This window comes from Nocardia gipuzkoensis, assembly GCF_021183645.1.
Taxonomy (GTDB): Bacteria; Actinomycetota; Actinomycetes; order Mycobacteriales; family Mycobacteriaceae; genus Nocardia; species Nocardia abscessus.
Genome location: NZ_CP089225.1, coordinates 6,144,561 through 6,163,818, shown reverse-complemented (window position 1 = coordinate 6,163,818; position 19,258 = coordinate 6,144,561). Strand labels below are relative to the sequence as shown.

The 19,258-nt window shown below is 69.8% G+C and carries 20 protein-coding genes; 10 read left to right on the top strand and 10 right to left on the bottom strand.

Going from position 1 to position 19,258, the window contains the following annotated elements; genetic code table 11:
- Window positions 1–21 precede the first annotated feature (21 nt).
- Genes LTT66_RS28205 through LTT66_RS28195 form a run of 3 tightly spaced genes read left to right on the top strand, consistent with a single transcriptional unit; the run spans window position 22 to window position 1,580 of the window.
- Window positions 22–585: a nucleotidyltransferase family protein gene (locus LTT66_RS28205; RefSeq protein ID WP_043691449.1), complete on the top strand. Its 564-nt coding sequence runs from the start codon at window positions 22–24 to the stop codon at window positions 583–585.
- Entirely contained in the window at window positions 586–855 is a 270-nt protein-coding gene (locus LTT66_RS28200) for a BON domain-containing protein (RefSeq protein WP_181725252.1), read from the top strand.
- A gap of 5 nt (window positions 856–860) precedes the next feature.
- Entirely contained in the window at window positions 861–1,580 is a 720-nt protein-coding gene (locus tag LTT66_RS28195; RefSeq protein ID WP_233061572.1) for a metallophosphoesterase family protein, read from the top strand.
- Window positions 1,581–1,591: 11 nt separating this feature from the next.
- Here LTT66_RS28195 and LTT66_RS28190 read toward each other — a convergent pair whose 3' ends face one another.
- Complete coding sequence (locus LTT66_RS28190; protein ID WP_181725256.1) at window positions 1,592–2,008, bottom strand: CBS domain-containing protein; 417 nt, start codon at window positions 2,006–2,008, stop codon at window positions 1,592–1,594.
- 195 nt (window positions 2,009–2,203) lie between these two features.
- On the opposite strand from LTT66_RS28190, the gene LTT66_RS28185 reads away from it, so the two are divergent.
- From LTT66_RS28185 to LTT66_RS28165, 5 genes are all read left to right on the top strand, one after another.
- Complete coding sequence (locus LTT66_RS28185) at window positions 2,204–2,539, top strand: hypothetical protein (RefSeq protein WP_233061570.1); 336 nt, start codon at window positions 2,204–2,206, stop codon at window positions 2,537–2,539.
- A 27-nt stretch (window positions 2,540–2,566) separates the two neighbouring features.
- On the top strand, window positions 2,567–3,025 hold the full coding sequence (locus tag LTT66_RS28180; protein WP_233061568.1) for a hypothetical protein: 459 nt from the start codon (window positions 2,567–2,569) through the stop codon (window positions 3,023–3,025).
- A complete protein-coding gene (locus tag LTT66_RS28175; RefSeq protein WP_233061566.1) occupies window positions 3,022–3,348 on the top strand; it encodes a hypothetical protein in 327 nt (108 codons plus the stop codon). The genes LTT66_RS28180 and LTT66_RS28175 overlap by 4 nt, the downstream gene beginning before the upstream one ends.
- A gap of 227 nt (window positions 3,349–3,575) precedes the next feature.
- The gene (locus LTT66_RS28170) at window positions 3,576–4,511 is read left to right on the top strand and encodes a glycosyltransferase family 9 protein (protein WP_233061564.1); all 936 of its coding nucleotides are present in this window, start codon (window positions 3,576–3,578) and stop codon (window positions 4,509–4,511) included.
- Window positions 4,512–4,563: 52 nt separating this feature from the next.
- Window positions 4,564–6,069 (top strand): FAD-dependent oxidoreductase, encoded by a 1,506-nt coding sequence (locus LTT66_RS28165; protein ID WP_233061562.1) that lies wholly within the window; start codon window positions 4,564–4,566, stop codon window positions 6,067–6,069.
- 30 nt (window positions 6,070–6,099) lie between these two features.
- Here LTT66_RS28165 and LTT66_RS28160 read toward each other — a convergent pair whose 3' ends face one another.
- The 7 genes from LTT66_RS28160 to LTT66_RS28130 form a co-directional block, all read right to left on the bottom strand.
- Window positions 6,100–6,627 carry an AAA family ATPase gene (locus LTT66_RS28160; protein ID WP_233061560.1) on the bottom strand — a complete coding sequence of 176 codons (528 nt, stop codon included), beginning with the start codon at window positions 6,625–6,627 and terminating at the stop codon, window positions 6,100–6,102.
- Between the two features lie 79 nt (window positions 6,628–6,706).
- Entirely contained in the window at window positions 6,707–7,567 is an 861-nt protein-coding gene (locus LTT66_RS28155) for an SDR family oxidoreductase (protein ID WP_043691426.1), read from the bottom strand.
- Between the two features lie 35 nt (window positions 7,568–7,602).
- A complete protein-coding gene (locus tag LTT66_RS28150) occupies window positions 7,603–8,628 on the bottom strand; it encodes a PP2C family protein-serine/threonine phosphatase (RefSeq protein WP_233061558.1) in 1,026 nt (341 codons plus the stop codon).
- A gap of 268 nt (window positions 8,629–8,896) precedes the next feature.
- The gene (locus LTT66_RS28145; protein ID WP_233061556.1) at window positions 8,897–9,937 is read right to left on the bottom strand and encodes an AraC family transcriptional regulator; all 1,041 of its coding nucleotides are present in this window, start codon (window positions 9,935–9,937) and stop codon (window positions 8,897–8,899) included.
- A gap of 186 nt (window positions 9,938–10,123) precedes the next feature.
- Window positions 10,124–10,909 (bottom strand): pentapeptide repeat-containing protein, encoded by a 786-nt coding sequence (locus tag LTT66_RS28140; RefSeq protein ID WP_233061554.1) that lies wholly within the window; start codon window positions 10,907–10,909, stop codon window positions 10,124–10,126.
- A gap of 26 nt (window positions 10,910–10,935) precedes the next feature.
- Window positions 10,936–11,514 (bottom strand): TetR/AcrR family transcriptional regulator, encoded by a 579-nt coding sequence (locus LTT66_RS28135; RefSeq protein ID WP_233061552.1) that lies wholly within the window; start codon window positions 11,512–11,514, stop codon window positions 10,936–10,938.
- Between the two features lie 263 nt (window positions 11,515–11,777).
- Complete coding sequence (locus tag LTT66_RS28130; protein ID WP_233061550.1) at window positions 11,778–12,206, bottom strand: DoxX family protein; 429 nt, start codon at window positions 12,204–12,206, stop codon at window positions 11,778–11,780.
- A gap of 1,176 nt (window positions 12,207–13,382) precedes the next feature.
- Here LTT66_RS28130 and LTT66_RS28125 point away from each other — a divergent pair.
- Window positions 13,383–13,490: an SAM-dependent methyltransferase gene (locus LTT66_RS28125; RefSeq protein ID WP_233061548.1), complete on the top strand. Its 108-nt coding sequence runs from the start codon at window positions 13,383–13,385 to the stop codon at window positions 13,488–13,490.
- Window positions 13,491–13,520: 30 nt separating this feature from the next.
- Here LTT66_RS28125 and LTT66_RS28120 read toward each other — a convergent pair whose 3' ends face one another.
- On the bottom strand, window positions 13,521–16,724 hold the full coding sequence (locus tag LTT66_RS28120; protein ID WP_233061546.1) for an acetyl-CoA carboxylase family protein: 3,204 nt from the start codon (window positions 16,722–16,724) through the stop codon (window positions 13,521–13,523).
- 35 nt (window positions 16,725–16,759) lie between these two features.
- Between LTT66_RS28120 and LTT66_RS28115 the strand changes: the two genes are divergently transcribed.
- Entirely contained in the window at window positions 16,760–17,368 is a 609-nt protein-coding gene (locus LTT66_RS28115) for a TetR/AcrR family transcriptional regulator (RefSeq protein WP_233061544.1), read from the top strand.
- Between the two features lie 55 nt (window positions 17,369–17,423).
- Here LTT66_RS28115 and LTT66_RS28110 read toward each other — a convergent pair whose 3' ends face one another.
- Window positions 17,424–18,932 (bottom strand): flavin-containing monooxygenase, encoded by a 1,509-nt coding sequence (locus LTT66_RS28110; protein WP_233061542.1) that lies wholly within the window; start codon window positions 18,930–18,932, stop codon window positions 17,424–17,426.
- Between the last annotated feature and the right edge of the window lie 326 nt (window positions 18,933–19,258).

The following is a 19,258-nucleotide window of genomic DNA, read 5'->3' as shown; positions in this document are numbered from 1 at the left end:
TCCGCCGGGTACCACCGCTGCATGGTTGCGACTACCGATCAGCTGCTGCACGCGCTCACCCGCACGGTGAACGCACTGGCCGCGACGGACATCCGTTTCGCGGTGGCGGGCGGCTGCGCGGTCTATGCCCGCGGCGGCCCCGCCTCCCAGCACGACGTCGACATCTTCGTGAAACCGGAGGACAGCGCGCGGGCGATCCAGACACTGGCCCGCGCGGGTCTGCGGGTGTGCGACCCGCCGGAGAACTGGCTGCGCAAGGTCTACGCCGACGACATTCTCGTCGACGTGATCCACCGCCCGAACGATCGCGACGTGACCGACGAACTGCTCGACCGGGCCACGGAGATGCGGATCGGGCCCGCCAAGGCTCCGGTGATCAGCGGTACCGATCTGATGGTGGACAAGATGCTCGTCTTCGACGCGCACCGCCTCGATTTGAGCCCGATCCTGCACATCGCGCGCGACCTACGCGAACAGGTGGACTGGGAGTCGGCGCGCGAGCAGACCAAGGCCTCGCCCTACGCGCGGGCCTTCATGGGCCTGCTGGACGATCTCGGCATCACCCGCACCGGAAAGGTGGAGTAGATGGAGCAGCCGCAATACCTTGTCGCCCGACTGCGCCGGGCGCTCGCCGAGGACCCTCGCACCGCCGAACTCGGTGTGCAGGTGACCATTCGCGGCGACGTCGTGGTGCTCGGCGGCGAGGTCAGCAGCGAGCAGCGTAAACAGCAGATGGAAACCATTGTGCGGGAGCAGCTTCCGTCCGCGCGGATCCACAACGACGTCCATGTCACCCGTCCCACGGCGCCCGTCGACACCGAGACGATGGAGCAGGACGGACCCGAAAGGAGTTGAGCGGCATGCGGATAGCCGCGGTCGGCGACGTACATCTAGGCGCGGATTCACAAGGGCAGTGGCGGCCCGCCCTGCACGACCTCCCCGCGCGCGCGGACGCGCTCTTGCTGGCGGGCGACCTGACGCGCCACGGCACCGTCGACGAAGCGAGGGTCGTCGCGGCGGAATTCGCCGAGTTGGGCGTGCCGGTCGTCGCCGTTCTCGGCAATCACGACTACCACGGCGACGCCGAAGAGGAGATCGCCACCGTCCTGGACGACCACGGCATCACGGTCCTGGAAGGGTCCGCGGTGACCCTGAACCTCGACGGGAGCACGCTCGGGGTCGCGGGCACGAAAGGCTTCGGCGGCGGGTTCGCGGGCAAATGCGCGAGCGTCTTCGGGGAACCCATCATGCGAGAATTCGCCGCGCACACCGTGGACGTGGCCGCCGCGCTCGGCGAGGCGCTGGCGACATTGGACACCGACGTCACCGTCGCGCTCACGCACTACTCCCCGGTCAGCGACACCTTGCACGGCGAGCCGAGGGAGATCTACCCGTTCCTCGGTTCCTACCTGCTCGGCGAGGCGATCGATGAGCACGGCGCCGACCTGGCGTTGCACGGGCACGCGCACGCGGGAGCGGAGCGCGGCACCACGCCGGGCGGCATCCGGGTGCGTAATGTCGCCCAGCCGGTGATCCGTGCGGCGTACGCGGTCTACGACCTGCACCCTGCCGCGGTCTGAGCAGGCCGAGCTCAGAAGTCGGTCGAGATGGCCTCCACCGTGCTGCCGGACTGGGTGTTGTCCACCATGGTCGCCACGTCGGCCTGCGCGATGATGCCGACCAGCCGGCCCTGCTCCAGCACCGGCACGCGGCGTACCTGATGCTGCGACATCACCGACATCACCTTGCGCACGTCGTCGTCGGCGTCCACGGTGACCAACTCTCCGCCGAGCTCGCCCGCGTCGACCCCGAGCGGGTCCTTGCGCTGGGCGATCACTTTGACGACGATGTCGCGGTCGGTGAGCATTCCCTTCAACTTGTCGTCCTCGCCGCAGATGGGCAAGGCGCCGACGTTCAGCTCCGCCATTCGCTGCGCGGCCGCGACCACCGTGTCGCTGGACCGAACGCATTCCACATTCGGGGTCATGATGTCCCGTGCTGTTGTCATAGGGGTCCTCCTGGGACTTCTCGCCGTTACGAGCGCCCACCAAACGGGCTACTCGCTCACGTCGTACCCCCGTTTCGGATCCGCTAACGCGGGCATCCGTCCGGTATGGCCGCCCCGGATGGCCCGAATCGAACGCTGCGGGACCGGGGGCTGCCGCGCACCGAAATCGTTGCCGCTCAGGAGAAAGGACATCCGATGCTGCCAGCACCGAACGAGTCGAGCGCGGGATCCGGCGCTGGGGAGCAGCACCGGTCCCACACGTTTCCCGACGACACCCGCACCTCCCGCTCACACGCCGGAGAATCCATCGAAGACGCCCGCAACTGGCCCGGGATCATCCTGGTCGGCATCGGCATCGTGAGCCTCGCGCTCACGCTCACCGCCGCCGGGTACGGATTCGCCGGCTGGGCGGTGATCGCCGGGGTGGTCAGCGGTCTCTGCATCCTCGTGGGCGTCGTCGTGATCGTCGTCGAGCACCGCCGAATCAAAGTGCGCGAAGGCAAACGGCTGCGGGACGCCGCCGGTCACTGATCGGCGGTCGACTACGAGGGAGAAAGAATGACACACCAGCTCAACCGGCCCTTCGGTCGCCTCGCGCTGCTCGTCGGCGCACTGGCGGCCGGTTCGGCGCTCACGGCATGTTCGAGCGACGATGGTGATCCGGGCGCGTCGACGCCCGAGCCGGCGACCGTCTCGATCACCATGCCGGGCCCGACCACCGCGCAGGTACCGAACACCGACCAGATCACCACCGAAGACGCGCAGCAGCTGTGCGACATGATGCGCGCCGATATCGACACCTGGCGCGGGCAGGGCGCGACGGTGGCCAAGGTGACGTTCAACGGCACCGTGCACAACTGGGCGGCCCGCAACGGCGGCCTGAACGATGTGGTCGTCACCGATCGCGGCAGGATCGACGCCATCACCACGCAGACCTGCCCCGACGTGCGTCAGCAAGCTGTCGAGGCGCTCGATGTGCCGGATCTGGCCTCGGCGCTGGCGGGGTTCGGCCGATGAGCGCCACGGGCCGGCCCGGCCGGATGGGTATCGCCGTTCTGGCGGCGCTGGCGGTGTGTGCGGGAGGGTGCGGCGACGAGCCGGAGAAGATCGTGAACAAGGGCGGCGACACCCCGTGCAACGAATATGTCGCCCAGGATCCCGACAAGCAGCGCATCACCACCGAGAAATTCCTCGAGCAGGAACGTGAAGGCGACGGGACGCCCGACGCGCGGACCGTCGATGCCGCTATCGCGGCGATCAAGCTGATGTGCGCGGCACAGGCCAACCCGGACACCCCGATCAGGAAGGCCGATCTCACCGGCATTTTCGTGCCGAAATAACGCGCCACGCAAATACCACTCCCACCGTGGTCATCCAGGCGCCGAACCCGGTGGGAGTGCCGCCGGACTGCGGCGCAACCCTCGACAACGGCGTCGGGGAGCGCACTGACCGGCGGGCTTCGAGACGCGTCTACCTCGAAGCTTTGTGGCACACCCGCCCCGGGCCGCCGACGACGTCGACCCGGTGGCGGGGTCTGTGCCGACAGCGCCGAATCTGGAGGCATTCCGTGACTGTCACGCTCGCACTGCGCGCGCATGGGCTGCGGGAGCTTTTGACCGCGATTCCCGCCCTGCGCGCATTGCACGACGCCCACCCGCGACACCGGCTCGTCCTCGCCGCACCCGGCTGGCTACGGCCGGTGATCGAATTGGCGAATTGCGTCGATGACCTGCACGCCACACCGATGGCGGGCGCATTGCGCTGGAACGCGCCGCCGCCCGCTTTCGCGGTCGATCTGCACAGCGCCGCGGCCGAGAGCACCGGTGCGCTGCTCGCGATCGATCCGGAACGGACGATCGCCTATCGTCACAAAGATTTCCCCCAGCTCCCGGGCCCACGGTGGGAGCCCGGCCTGCACGAGACCGTGAAGTGGTGCCGGCTGCTGGAGTGGGCGGGCATCGCCGCCGACCCGGCGCGACTGGACATCACCCCGCCACCGGAGAGCACCGGCGAGCGCCGCTGCATCGTCGTCTATCCCGGCGGCGCGCCCGCCCGACGCTGGCCCGCCGAACGGTTCGCGGCCGTGGCGGCCGGCCTGCGCGACTGGGGCTGCCCGGTGCGTGTCGTCGGCAGTGCCGCCGACCGCCCGCTCGCACGCGATGTGGCCGAACAGGCCGGGCTCCCCGAAAGTAGTGTGCTGGCAGGCGAACTCACGCTGCGACAGCTGGCCGTGACCGTGGCCGACGCGGCTATCGTGCTGAGCGGCGACACCGGTGTGGGCCATCTGGCCACGGCGTTCGGCACCCCATCGGTGCTGATCTTCGGCCCAGATTCGCCCGCGATCTGGGGGCCGCCGCCCGAGCGCGAGGCGCATGTCGCCCTCTGGGCCGGGCGGGTGAGCGATCCACTGGCGGGCACTCCCGCGCCCGGCCTGGCGATGATCAGCGCGGCCGAAGTGCTCGCCGCGGCGGATCGGCAGCTCAGCGGCCGGGTGCGGGTGTGACGAGGATGCGGCACGGGCGTTTCACCTCGTCGAGACCGGCTATCTCGGGCTTATGACGTCCCTATGGTTGCACGAAGCGCAGGTCCCGGCGCGGTTGCGGTTGACGCCGGGATCGCGCTTCGACACGGTGGTGATCGGCGGTGGGCTCACCGGACTGGTGACCGCGCTGCTGCTGGTCGAGCAGGGCGTGGAGGTCGCCGTCGTCGAAGGCAGGCGCGTCGGGGCGGGGACGACCGGCGCCACCACCGGCAAAATCAGTCTGCTGCAAGGGACTCGGGCTCAGCAGATCGCCCGGCACCATTCCGACGATGTCCTGCGCGACTATGTGGCGGCGAATCGGGAAGGGCAGGAATGGCTGCTGCGTTTCTGCGCCGCGCACGGCGTCGCGGTCGATCGCGTAGCCGCGTTGACCTACGCGCAGAACGACGACGAGATGTCGGCCGTGCGCGCCGAGTACGCCGCGACCCAGAAGGCGGGACTGCCCACCGAACTGCTCCGCGACCTGGACGCGCCCTTCCCCGCGCACGGCGCGGTCCGCTTGGCCGATCAGGCGCAGCTCGACCCGATGGCGCTGCTGGCCGCGCTCGCGGCCGACGTGGAGGCGCACGGCGCGCCGATCTACGAATCCACCCTGGTACGCGGCGTGCATCACGGCGCGCAGGGTGACCTCGTCGTCTCGACCGAACACGGCGACCTCGGCGCGCGCCGGGTGGTGCTGGCCACCGGCACACCCATCCTCGATCGCGGCGGGTTCTTCGCCCGCCTCGTCCCGCAACGCTCCTATCTGGCGGCGTTCACCCTCGACGAGCCGATTCCGCGCGATATGTACATCAGTGCCGGCAGCCCTACCCGCTCCCTGCGTCGCGCGGAGGGACCGGACGGAGAGCTCCTGCTGGTCGGGGGCAACGGCCACGTCGTCGGCCGCGGCGGATCGACCCGCGAGAAAGTGGAAGACCTGGTGAGCTGGGCGCGAACGTGGTTCCCCAGCGCCGAGCCGACGCACCGCTGGTCCGCCCAGGACTACTCGCCGGTCGCCGAGCTGCCCTACGTGGGTCCGCTGCTACCCGGACAGCACGAGATCCAGCTGGCCACCGGCTACGCCAAGTGGGGTCTGACCAATGGCGTCGCCGCGGCCATCGCGCTGGCCGGACGGCTCACCGGAGCGCCGCCGCGCTGGGCGGGCGCACTGGCCAGCTGGCGCCCGGACGAACTCAAGGCGCTGCCCGCGGTGACGAAGACCAACAGCGCGGTGGCGCAACAGCTTTCGGCGGGCTGGTTGCGCGTCGCGACGCACCACGACGGCGTCGCTCCCGCCGAAGGCTGCGGCACGGTACTGCGCGAAGGCCTGCATCCGACCGCCGTGTGCACGGTGGACGGCGTCACCAACCGGGTCTCCGCCGTCTGCCCGCACCTGTACGGCATCCTCAGCTGGAACGATGCCGAACGCACCTGGGACTGCCCGCTGCACGGTTCGCGCTTCGCCCCCGACGGCACACTGCTCGAAGGCCCGGCCACCAGTTCGCTCACTCCCCTGCAAGTGCCGCGCGATTCCCGGTGACCGCACCCAGCTCGCACCGCGACCGGGGCTTCAGTGCCGCACCGGCCTGGCGTCGGTGAGAATCCGATCGACCGTCTGCTGCACCGTCAACTCCGAGGTATCGAGCCACAGACCGATTCGGGGCGTATCTTCGCGCAGCACCCTGTCCAGGGCCGCGACAGTGAATTCGTCGTAGGCGGCTTTGCCGCGCCCGGCCTCGCGTGCGGCGACCACCTCCGGGCGCGGCGCCAGCACGACGACATAGAGCGGCCGGGTGCGAATCAGATCCGCCGTCCAGGGCAGGAATTCGCCGAGGAAGACGTCTTGCAGGACCGTCGTGAACCCCGCCTCGGCGTACGTGTCGGCCGTAGCGGCGGCCAACCGATGCCGCAACCGCAACTGGGCGATCGCGTCCGGGGAGGGGACGGCGCTCATCTCCGCGCGCCCCTGCACCACGAATCGGCGGAACACGTCTCCGCGCACGTGCGCCGAGCGCGGCAGCCGTTCGGCCAGAGCCTGGGCGACGGTCGATTTACCCGCGGCCTGGATGCCGGTGACCAGGTAGACAGCCGATGTCATGGCGTCGATCATGACGAGCGCGCACAGCGGCGTCCAATGGTTTCCCGCCGTCCGTCCGGCGCGACCGACGTCGGGCCGCTCAGCTGGCGGCGGCGCCCGCCTTCTCCTGGACATAGCGGTTCATCGCCCAGTTCAACCCGCGCATCGCGGCGTTGTAGGCGGGCGGGAAGTACCGCTGCGCCCAGAAGCCGACACGGATGTCGGGCGAGGTGAAGACCAGGTAGCGGTTGCGCTCCACGCCGCGCACGATCGATCGGGCCGCGGCCTCCGGGGTGACCGCGTGCCGCATGAACAGCGCCATGCCACGCTGTACCGCCTCGGCCGTGCGGTCGACGCCCGCGATGTCGACGCTGTCGACCATGGGCGTGGCCATCGCACCCGGGCACACCAGGCTGACGCCGATGCGGTGGCGCGCCAAATCGAAGCGCAGTACCTCCGACACTCCGCGCAGGCCGAACTTGCTCGCGCTGTAGGGGGCGTGCCAGGGCAACCCGAACAAGCCCGCGGCCGAGGACACGTTCACCACGTGACCGCCGCGTCCGGCCGCGATCATCGGCGGAACGAACGCTTCGATCACGTGGATCGGGCCCATGAGGTCGATGTCGATGGTGCGCCGCCATTGGCTGTGGGTCAGCCGGTCGACGGTGCCCCAGGTGGCGATGCCCGCCACGTTCATGACGATGTCGACGCTGCCCACCGCGTCGTGCGCCTCGGCCGCGAGCGCGACGACCTGGTCGTAATCACTCACGTCGGCCGCCGTGGCCAGGTGGACGGTCGCGCCGGCGGCGCGCGCGTCGGCGGCGGTCCGTGCCAGACCCTCGGCGGCGATATCTGTCAGCACGAGCGCGGCGCCCTTGGCCGCGGCCGCGAGCGCCGTGCTGCGACCGAGACCGCTGGCCGCGCCGGTGATCAGGCAAGTTTTGCCGGCGAACTTCGTCATAGTCGACGACCATACGCAACCATGAACATCGCTGTCTATGGAACCGCTGAACGGCCCTCCCACGGGACGGGCGCCAGCGCGACCGTGATGTTGTCACCGCCGCCGCAACGCAAGGCGAACTCCGCCAGTGCGACGGCCGCCGACGCGGGAGCCGCACCCGCCACCTGCTCGGCCAGCGCGGACGGGGCGGGCGCATAGTTCCACAGTCCGTCGGAGCACAGCAGCAGCATGCCCGGTCCCGAGACGCGCACCGTCCGCACGCAGTTGTCCGCCCAGGGCTGCGCCGGGCTGTCCGCGCCGAGCCAGCGGATCAGCGTGTGCGCCCTCGGGTCGGCCATCGCGGCGCGCTCGTCCATCGCACCGGCGTCGACCAGCGCCTGCGCCCACGAGTCGTCCACGGTCAACCGTTGGGCGGGCTCGCCGCCCTGGTCGGCGGGCAGCCAATATGCCCGGCTGTCTCCGACGTTGGCCACGGTGACGTCGGTCTCGGCGCCGTGGTGCGACACGATGGCGGACACGTAGGTGCACGACGGCGCCGGACCGTCGGGCACGTCGACGTCGCGGACAGCCTGCGCCGCGGCCGCGAGCCCGGTCATGATCGCCTCGGCCGCGGGCTGTCCGGCGGCGAGCGCGGCGGCGGTGGCGCCGACGCCTGCCCGGACCGCCGCACCGGAGGCCACCTGGGGCCGCGAGGAGGTCGACACGCCGTCGCTCACCGCGATCACGACGGTGCTCGGCGCCCCGGGCACCACGGCTTCGAGCACCCCGGCCGCCACGGCATCCTCGTTGCGCGCGTGGACGATGCCACGATCGGTGAGCACCGCGACCGCGCCGAGATCGGTGTCGAAGCGATCCGGCATCGTCCGGGACCGGCCGCACTGCGCGCAGCGGCCGTCGTCGTGGAACCGGTCTCCCCCGCAGTCGGCGCACGGCGCCGGATCGTTCCCGGGCAGCGCCACGTACCGGTAACCGAGTTCGAGATCGCAAGACGCGCACCGGCGGCTGTCGAGTCCGACCGCCGCGCATCCCGCACAGCGTAGGTCGGCGCCCTCCTCGCTCATCGGACGGTTTCCTCGGCCGACGGCGCGGTGGCGCCCGCGGTATGCTCCGGAAGTCGTTGGCCCGACCGTAACCACAGTGGCTCGTTGCTGGTGCGAACTTCCACACCCTCCTCCTTCATCTCCCCGGCAGGCCGACTCCGATCGCGATAGTACGGGAGCATTCCCGGCCTCTGATCCCAGTACTGGATCGAGCCGCCCGCTGCCCGGCCGCACGATAGCGGACGGTCTGCCCGCGCCGGCGCGGTACGCCCGGCCGCGCCGATAACGCTCAGACCATTTCGGGTGTGCGATGCGCCTGCCTGCCCCGTGCGCGGAACGTCTGCGGCGGGCAGCCCTGCCAGCGGCGGAAAGCGCGGATGAAGGAGGCCGCCTCCGCGTATCCGAGCCGGGCGGCGACCTGTTCGGTGGTCATGTCGGTGTGCGCGAGCAACACCTCCGACATGGTCTGGCGCACCTCGTCCAGCAGCGCCCGGAACGATGTCCCCTCCTCGTGCAGTCGCCGCGAGAGCGTGCGCGAGCTCATGTACAGCCCCAGGGCCACCGTCGCCTGGTCGGGGATCTCACCGGGAGTGCGTACCAGGCGCTCGCGGACCGACGCCGCCACGCCGGTGCGCGCCCGGCGCCGGTCGAGCAGGTCACGGCACAGTTGCCCGCAGTTGTCCCGCGCGGTGTCGTTCGCCGGGGGCAGCGGCAGGTCCAGCGTCCCGCGGTCGAAGACCACCGCGCTCACCGGCGCACCGAAGACCGGCACGACGCCGAAGATGTCGCGATAGCGCGTGAGGTCGCGCGGGGACGCGTGCCGGAAACTGACCTGTCGCACCGGGACGCCTATGGCGAACAGCTCTCGATCGAAGGCGGGCAGCCCCGCCAGCGTCGCTTCGGCGAAGAAGGCCCGCATACCCGCCGGGATGTCGGCGTCCTGGAACACCAGTCGCGCTTCGCCGCCGGCTTCCTCGACCGTCAACCGCCCGAACGGCACCGTGCGGCCGACGCAGCGCAACCCCACCTCGATCAGCTCGCGCAGGGTCCGGCTGCCCAGCAGCGCGAGCCCCCACGGCCCGCGCGAGCGCAGGTGGTGGCGGGCCGCCGCGGCCAAGCCGAGCCCCGGCTCGTCGCCGAAGCGGCCGAGCACCGTGTGCACGATCCGCAATTCGTCGTGCGCGGTGATCTCGGCGGACGGGTCACCCAGTTCGGCAGGCGCCAGCGCCGTACCGGCCAGGCACTCCGCGGGCGCCATGCCCCGCTCTCCGGCGATGCGCACCAGAGCGCGCACGCCGACGGTGCTGCGGAGGGAATCCGGATCGACCATGGCTCGCATCCTCGATGAAGCGGTACTGCGCGGTATCGGCGCAATGTATCAATCAGGTGTGCGGCGCATCGGCGCTTCGCCGAAATGGCGTTCCGGCAGCCGCTGGCGCACAGTCCTTTTCATGCCCGTGGATAGTGGGCGGCTGCACCAGCCACAGAGCCCTTTTCGACGACGCCAGGGCCGGGTTCAATCCTGCACGGTGATGCCGACGGAACGCGCGAAGGCGGGCGCGAGATCCAGCAGCTGCAACGTGGTGATCGTCGCACCGCGCAGGCTGTCGAGCCCCTCGGTGAAGTCGAGCGCGGTCGCCCCGCGCAGGTCCACCTTCGCCAGCCGGGCCTGGCGCAACGACAGCCGGAGCAATTCCGAGCCGGGCACCGTGATGTCGGTCAGCGCGGCGTCGGCGAAATCGCAATCGCGCAGCACACAGTCGACGAACGACACCTCGCGCAGCTGAGCCCCGCGGAAGTTGACCGAGTCGAACTTGCATCCTTCGAACCGGACTCGTCGCAGGTTCGCGCCCGCGAAGTCGACGCCGGACATCGCCCCCGACACCACCTCGCCGTCGATCCATCCTGTGTCGGCCAGTTCGGTGCCCACCCAGCGCACGTGACGCAGCCATACGTCGGCGAACCGGCTGTAGCGGAGGCTTCCCCGGGTGAACGCGACCATCGTGAACACCGACTCGCTGAATCGCGCGTGCCGGACGTCGAGGTCGTCCAGTTCGCCGCCGTCCACCCGGACGCAGTCGTAGTCGCCTTCCGCCTCGAGATCGCCGTCCAGGGCGGTCAGATACCGCGCGTAGGGCAGGTCGTCGAGTTCGCGCGCCATGCGCACCTCCAGTTCGTCCACGAAGATCGGTCGACGCCGAGTATGGCGGTGCGCCACGACAGGTCCGGCCGCGCTTCGGCGAGATCGGGCGGCGCTCACGGGCAGGCGGGAGCGCAGGTAGCGCTGCTGCGTGGCGCTCATCGTCAGGTGTTCCAGTGGCAGTCGCCCTATCGGACACTCGATCGGGTTCGACCGGCGGTGTGGTCGGGAAGCCCAGTGGCAGCTGTTGCTGGAAGATGCTCAGACCGGTCGTCGTTGCACAGCAAAGTGAGTGACTCCAGGTCGGCATCAGCGGCGATACGGCCCAATTCCCGCTCATCGGTCAAATACGCGCAGATCGCGGACGTCACCTCGGCGAGAATCGCCATCCCGCCACCCGGCCTGGCCCGACGCAGTCGTACCCGCAACTCGTCACGGAAGGTGATCAACGGAATGATCGCCATCGCCACCGGCCCCAACAGATCGATCAACGCACCGCTCAGATTGGCGGCCACCGTACCGGCGCCCGCGCACGCGCGCAACGCACTCCCCCGCGCCTCGAGCCGCGCAGCCCGGTCGAGCACAAGATCGGCAAGAAAAGCGTCGAAGTCGGTGAAATGCCGATGCAGAACACCTTTGGCACACCCCGCCTCCCCGGTCACCGCCCGGCTGGTCAGCCCGTTCGGCCCCGCACGCAGCAGCACACGCTCGGCAGCGTCGAACAATTGCTGCCGCGCATCGCGAAGGTGCACCCAGTCGGCACTCACAGATCCTCTCCGGCGTCGAGTCACCGGCATTATTGCTCAGTGGGCATGCCAATAATGCCGCGAGAGCAACTGCCTCGCCCGGCTCCGTCCTGATGTACGCCCGGACGCGACGCGGGCCACCTGGTGCGGCGCCCGGGCCGGGCGCCGCGGACCAGATGGCCGCTGGATCGATCGCCGCCAACCCGACAGGCGATCGATCCGGGAACGCACGAGCGGCGATCGGTGGGTTCGGCTACCGATCGCCGGTCGTGCTCATGGATTGGTCATCGCGACAGCGAATTACGCAGATCGGTGATGGTGGCGCGGCGCTCGTAGGCGATCCAGGCGAAGATCGCGGCCAGCACCAGCGGGAAGATCCCCATCACGGGCTTGTCGGCGATGAAAGCCTGCGTCCCGGCGGCGAGCACGGTGAGAACGGACAGGCCCGCGGCGGCAAGGGCGCTGAGCCGTGGCACCATCAGCCCGATACCGCCGGCGACCTCCGCGACTCCGATGAAGATGAGCAGCCCGAGGGGGATGGTCAGATTCTCGGGGGCGTTGTCCGCCAAGGTGTTCGGGATCACGAGCTTCGGCCCGCCGGAGGCGATGATGAAGAACAGGCCGAGCACGATCTGCAGGGTCCACAGGACGCGGTTGCGAATTTTGCCCGGACGGTCGGTGGAGATGGTGGCGGAGGGGTTGGCGGTGGTCATTTCTGGTCCTTCTGGTCGGTCGCGCCGGATTGGTAGCGCGTTCAACAGAGAGGACGGAGCACCGTCCGAAGACTCATCGCTGTCCGCGAAGAATTTTCGGACCCGCTACTGCATCACGACGAAGCAGGCCCACCACCGCCGCATTGGGCTGCGACGTCGGGTTGGCAGCTACAGGAGCACGATCAGCGCGAAGACGACCACCGCCGGCGGCACCCGGAACCCAGCGACCAAGCCAGATCCAACGGTCGCTACATGCCGCGTGGCATGGCAATCGAAGGATCGCCGCCGCGGCTCGTCGCCACCATGACGCATCGGGTGGTGCAGCGCGGTGCACGGCGTGCGCCAGCCCACGGGGTCGTGGTGACCGGTCGGCGCTTGCGGGCCCGGGCATCTCGGTGGCAGCGATGTTCAGTGCACGATTGCGTGGACCTCCACGAGTGCGGTCAGGTGGGCGGCGATCCGCGCGGTCGTCGCGTCGTCGCCGTTCAGCGTGACACTCATCCGCGACGTACCGGGCGCCGGGCCGGTGGTGACGGTCAGGGCATGTACGGCGCCGCCGAATCGGCGGGCTGCCCACGCGCGGACGCCGCTGGGGCAATCCGGATTTCGCGCACGCTGACGCCGATGATCGGGGGAAAGCCGTGCCCGCAACGACACATCGGCTGGTTCCGGCAGGTCTCTCTGCCGTGGATGTGCCTCGGGCGTTGCCCGGCTCGCCGGTCCGCGATCCCGTGGTGAGGACGGACCGTCCTGGCACGGCGCCTGATCGGGCGCGGGTGCGAATGATGATCTTAACCGGACTGGCCGAAACGGCACCAACGGATATCGGTGCCGTCAGCGCCGGACGGTGGAGCGATGACATCGCGGGCTCAGAGGATCGCTGCGGAGCAAAGGCATTGTCATAGCGCACAGTCGAGCAACCGCGCGGCCACCCGCTCGAAAACGTTCCAGAACCTTGCGGTCGCCCTGCGCACACGCACGTCGACGCGGCAAGCCGGACATACCGACGCCGAAACCGTCGAGCTGTGGGAGCCGGTACGTCGCGTTCTCGCCGGTCAGGACGAGCGGCACGATCGATGAACAGCCGACTGCCGCCGGTGTACGCGCGGCCTACGAGACGCTGATGCGGATGATCGCCCGCGCGATCGGATCGAGGCCGCCTTCGAAGGGTTGGAGATGGTCGAGCCGGGCTTCGTTCCGATCACTCGGTGGCGCACGCCCGAGACCGAGGTCGGCGAGGTCAGGCCGGTCTCGGCTTACGGCGCGGTCGCTCGAAAACCCTGACGTCCCCAGCCGCCCCACACGCGTCGCGGGTCAGCACAGGGTGCGTATCCAGCGGCGGGTGTCGGCGGGGTCGATGACGTCGTCGACTTCGAGCACGGTGGCGGCGGTGAGGGCCTTGCCGTTGGCGTAGGCGAGTTGGACCAGATTGTCGAAAGCCTTCTGCCTTTCGACCGGATCATCGATCGCGGCAAGCTCCTTGGCGAACCCGAGACGGACAGCGCCTTCCAAGCCCATGCCGCCGATTTCGCCGGTCGGCCAGGCGACGACGAATCGGGGCGCACGAAACGAGCCCGCGGCCATGGCCTGAGCGCCGAGACCGTAACCCTTGCGCACGATGACGGTTCCCAGCGGGACCGAGAGCGCAGCCGAGTCGATGAAAAGGCGACTGAATTTCGTGACGGTGCCGTCCTTTTCCGCGTCCGGACCGACCATGAAGCCCGGTGTGTCGCACAAGGAGACGATCGGCAATCCGTGGGTGTCGCACAAGCGCAGGAACATGCTGAGCTTGTCCGCGGCGGGAGCGTCGATCGCGCCACCGTGGTGGTGGCAGTTGTTGGCGATCAAGCCGAACGGTCGTCCCTCCACCCGGATCAGTGCGGTGACGATCCCCACCGCCCAGTCCCGGCGCAACTCGAGTACCGACCCGACATCCGCGACGGACTCGATCGCGGCGCGGATGTCGAACGCGCGCAGGCGGTTCTCCGGGACCACGTGCCGCGCCGAGCGCGGGTCCGGCGCGGCCCAATCCTCGATCGCGCCTTGGAAGTAGGCGAGATAGCGGCGGGCGGTGGCCACTGCGTCCGCCTCATCCGCCGCGACCACGTGCACGACGCCGTTGCGGCGCTGCACCTCGATCGGCCCGATGTCCTCCGGCGCGTACACGCCGAGCCCGCCGCCCTCGATCATGGCGGGACCGCCCATGCCGATATTCGTGTCGGGAGTGGCGATCACGACGTCACACATGCCCAGCAGCGCCGCGTTACCCGCGAAGCAACGTCCCGATACGATGCCGATCAGCGGAACCCGGCCCGAGAGCGCGCCCATCGCGCGAAAAGTGGTGACGTCCAGCCCGGAGATGCCGGGGTAGTCGGTGTCGCCCGGTCTGCCGCCGCCGCCCTCGGTGAAGAAGACCACCGGAAGTCGTTGCTCGCGAGCGAGTTCGAGCATGCGATCGGTCTTCACGTGGTTGCGCATGCCCTGGGTGCCCGCCAGCACCGTGTAGTCGTAGGACAGCACGACCGCGCGGGATCGGTCGGGACCGAATCGCTCGGCATCGATGGTCGCCACGCCCGCGATCAGCCCGTCTGCCGGGGTGTTCGCGATCAGATCCTCCTGGCTGCGGCGCAGTCGTTGCGCGGCGACCGCGAGCGCGCCGTACTCGACGAAGCTGTCCGCATCCACCAGGTCGGCGATGTTCTCGCGCGCGGTGCGCCGCCCCAGCCGGTGCCGCTTCGCGACCGCCTCCGGCCGGGATTCGTCCAGGCCGGCGCGGTGACGGGTGTGCACCTCGGCGAGATCGGCGCGTATCGCGTCCAAGTCGACCGCGACCTCATCGATGACCGCTCCGTCGTGTTCGGCGGCGACGAAGACCAACAGTGGCGCATGTGGATCGACGACCGCGCCCGGCGCGACGACGTGGCGGTGCACCCGCAAGTCCTGCTCGGCGCGCACCACGTGCTGCATCTTCATGGCCTCCAGCACCGCGACCTCGCCGCCCGCGGGAACGATCGCACCCGGCTCGGCGATGACGACCACCGTGCCGCCCATCGGCGACAGCACCGCCTGTTCGCCGTCTGCCAACGTCACCGCCGTCGCGGTGCCTTCCGCGATAGGCGACACAGACACTGGGCTCGGGAAATCCCCGGCACGCCCGACCAATTCATCGATGTGCCGCTCGAACCAGGTGGTCGGCACGACGCGACCATCGGCGAGCTCGGCAAGGACCGCGCGCAGCACCGCGGCATTGGTGTCCACCCCGGCCACCACGGTCTCGGCCAGCGCGTCCGCACACCGGCGCAGCGCGGCCGGATACGACGGACCGGAGGCGATGATCTTCGCCAGCAGAGAATCGAAACGCGCGTCCTGCCGCATCCCGGCGAACGCGGCCGTGTCGACCCGCACGCCGCTGCCGGTCGGCGGGGCGAACTGAGCCAGTGTGCCGGTGCCGGGCAGTACTTCGCCGCCCGCGGTGAGGATTTCGGCGTTCAGGCGCGCCTGCACCGCGTAGCCGCGTGCGGCCCCGGGGCCGGGCAGCGCCAGATCGGCCAGTGTCGCGCCACCGGCGAGATCGCATTGCACGGCGACCAGGTCGATTCCCGTGACCGCTTCGGTGACAGTGTGTTCGACCTGCAGTCGCGGATTGACCTCGAGAAACCACGCGTCCTCGCCGCGCACCAGGAACTCGACGGTGAGGACGCCGCGACAACCGACGGATTCGGCGACCCGCACGGCCCAGCCGTGCAATCGCTCGCGCAGCGCCGCCGACAGCTCGGGAGCGGGCGCCACCTCGACCAGCTTCTGCTGCCTGCGCTGCACGCTGCAATCGCGGTCACCGACGGCCGTGGCCGCTCGGCCGTCCGCGACGATCTGCACTTCCACGTGGCGCGCGGCGGTGACCAGCGCCTCCGCGTAGACCCCCGCGTCACCGAATCCGGCCAGCGCCTCCGCGCGGCAGCGCTCGAACGCCTCCGCGAGAGACGCCGCGTCGCGCACCGCCCGCATCCCGCGCCCTCCGCCACCGGCCGTGGCCTTCACCATCACCCCGTCGGGATGAGCGGTGAGCAGCGCCTCGATCTCGGCGGCGCCCGCGCCGCGGCGGGTGGCCGGAATCACCGGGACCCCCGCGCGCCCGGCCGCCGCGCGGGCCGCGGTCTTGTCGCCGAACACGCCGAGCGCCTCGGGTGACGGACCGACGAACACCAGCTCGGCCGCCGCGCACGCGCGCGCGAATTCCGCGCTCTCACTGAGGAATCCGTAGCCCGGATGCACGAGCGCGCCCGGCGCCGCCTTCCCGGCCGCCGCGACGACGGCCGCCACGTCGAGGTAGGCGGCGGCTCCGACGCCCGGCAACACCACGGCCTCGTCGGCCAGACGGACGTGCAGCGCGTGCTGTTCCTCGGCCGTGTACACCGCCAGGGTCCGCCAACCCCGTTCCCGGGCGGTGCGCAGCACGCGAACCGCCACTTCTCCCCTGTTCACCACGACGACCTGCATGGCGCCCAGTGTCGTTGACATTGACGTCAACGTCAATATGCGCGACGATGACCGGCGTGACCCAGTCCACCTGGTCGGTGCGCGCGGCGCGGGAGCGCTCACAGACCTCCCGGCACCGCGACCTCCTCGACGCCGCGGCGCGGGTGTTCGCCGAGCGCGGCTACGACAACACCACGGTCGCCGCCATCACCGCGGAGGCGGGTGTCTCCCGCGCGACGATGTATGTCTACTTCGCCTCGAAGGAAGAGATCTTCTTCGCGCTGGCCGAGCGGGTGCGCGACGACTTCCTCGCCGCCCAGGAACCGGGTATCGAGGATGACGACCCGCGAACGATGTTGCGGGCCACCATCGACTCGTTCGCCGGCGCGGTCGCGACGGCGGGACCGCTGCTGCGCCTGATCGACGAACGCGGAGCGGTGGACCCCCAGGTGGCCGCACTGTCCGCGGAGATCACCGAGCGCCCGATTCGCCGCTTCACCCGGTACCTTCAACGCCAGCTCGACGCGGGCCGCATCACCCCGGCGGTGGCGCCGCGCGTGATCGCGGAAACCATCGGCTACGCCCTCACCGCAGGCGTGCTGGCCCGCCGCGACGCCGACGCACCCAGCCGCGCCGAGTACCGCGACGCCATGCTGACAGTCGCGGAGACTCTGCTGGGTCTGTAGCGAACGAAGACGCGCGCAACTCGTCGTGCCACCGCGGTGAACCGCCTGGCGGCGCTCAGGCGCTGCGCGAACCTTCCAGCGGGCGTACGCCGGTCGGCGCCTGCACGGCACGACCGAACGAGAGCACCCCGTCCTCCAGCGCGCCCTTGCGCAGCAGCTTGCGGTCGCGGAAGTAGTTGTTGATCACCTGCCATGGGCCGTTGGTGCCCTGCCGCGGCATCACCGCGTCGCCGCGCTGGATGTAACCGGAGGTCAGCGCGCCGCCCATCACGGAGTCGGTACCGCGATCGCGGTCGGTGGCCACCGGCTCGACCCGGGTGAAACCGTTCTCCTTCATGTGGTTGAGCACGCGGCAGAAGTACTCGGCCGCGAGGTCGGCCTTCAGCGTCCAGGAGGCGTTGGTGTAGCCGAGCACCATCATCGCGTTCGGTATGCCGTCGAGCATCGCGCCCTTGTAGACCACCCGGTCCCGGGTGACCACCGGCTCGCCGTCGACCTCCAGGCTCATGCCGCCGAGCATCTGCACGCTCAGACCGGTGGCGCTGATGACCAGGTCAGCGGGCAGTTCCGCACCGGAGGCCAGGCGGATGCCGTTCTCGGTGAACGTCTCGATGCGGTCGGTGGCGATGGACGCCTTGCCACTGCGCAGGACCTTGAACAGGTCACCGTTGGGCACCACACACAGGCGCTGGTCCCACGGGTTGTAGGAAGGGGTGAAGTGGCGCATGTCGATACCCGAGCCGACCTGCATTCGCACCGCGGCCAGCAGCAGCTTCTTGGCCGCCTCCGGATTGGTGCGGGAGAGCTGGAAGCTGGCGCGCTGCAAGGCGATGTTGCGCGCCCGCCCGATCCGGTAGGCGAGCTTGGCGGGCACCTTGGCGGCTTTCATCCCCACCGCGACCGGGTCGTCGGCGGGCAGCGCGGTGATGTAGGTCGGAGAGCGCTGCAGCATGGTGACGTGCGCGGCCGCCTCGCTCATGGCCGGGATCAGGGTGATCGCGGTGGCGCCGGAACCGATCACCACCACTCGCTTGCCGGAGTAATCGAGGTCTTCGGGCCAGTGCTGCGGGTGCACGATCTGCCCGCTGAAGTCCTCCTCGCCGGGGAACTTCGGACGGTAGCCGTTGTCGTAGTCGTAATAACCGGTGCAGCCGACCAGGAAATTACTGGTGTGGACCTCGGTCTCGCCGGTCTGTTCGTCGAGCGCCTCGACCGTCCAGGTGGCCGTGTCGCTGGACCAGCGCGCCGTGGTCACCTTGCGGCCGAACCGGATGTGCTCGGTGACGCCGTACTCGGCCGCGGTCTCCTCGATGTACCGGCGGATGTTCGGCCCGTCGGCGAGCACCTTCGTGCCGTTCCACGGACGGAAGCCGTAGCCGAAGGTGTACATGTCCGAGTCGGATCGGATGCCGGGGTAGCGGAACAGGTCCCATGTGCCGCCGATGGCGGTCCTGCGTTCCAGGATCGCGTAGCTGCGTCCCGTCTGCTCCTTGGTGAGATGGCAGGCCATGCCGATTCCGGACAGCCCAGCGCCGATGATCAGTACGTCGACATGCCGCGTCATTGAGGTACTCGTTTCGTCCGTCCGCCTCGCACACCGAGGGGGTGCGTGCTGAGGCCAGATTACGTGTTATCCGTGGTTACGTCTAGCACCGAATAGTGGCACGTACGGACGCACGAATAAAAACCGGCCTGGTTCCAAACCGTGACCCCGGCCGGTCGAGCGCCGAGCATGGATCACTGCGGCGCGCCCACACGGCGCACCGCCTCGATCTGTCCCGCTACCCCGAGGTGTCGCGTGTCCGTCATCGCTGCGGACCGGGAGCCGGTTCGGGTCGCTTCGCGTGCGCGGCGGTCACCACGGTGGCCCGGCCGCGGTCTCCGGAAGGG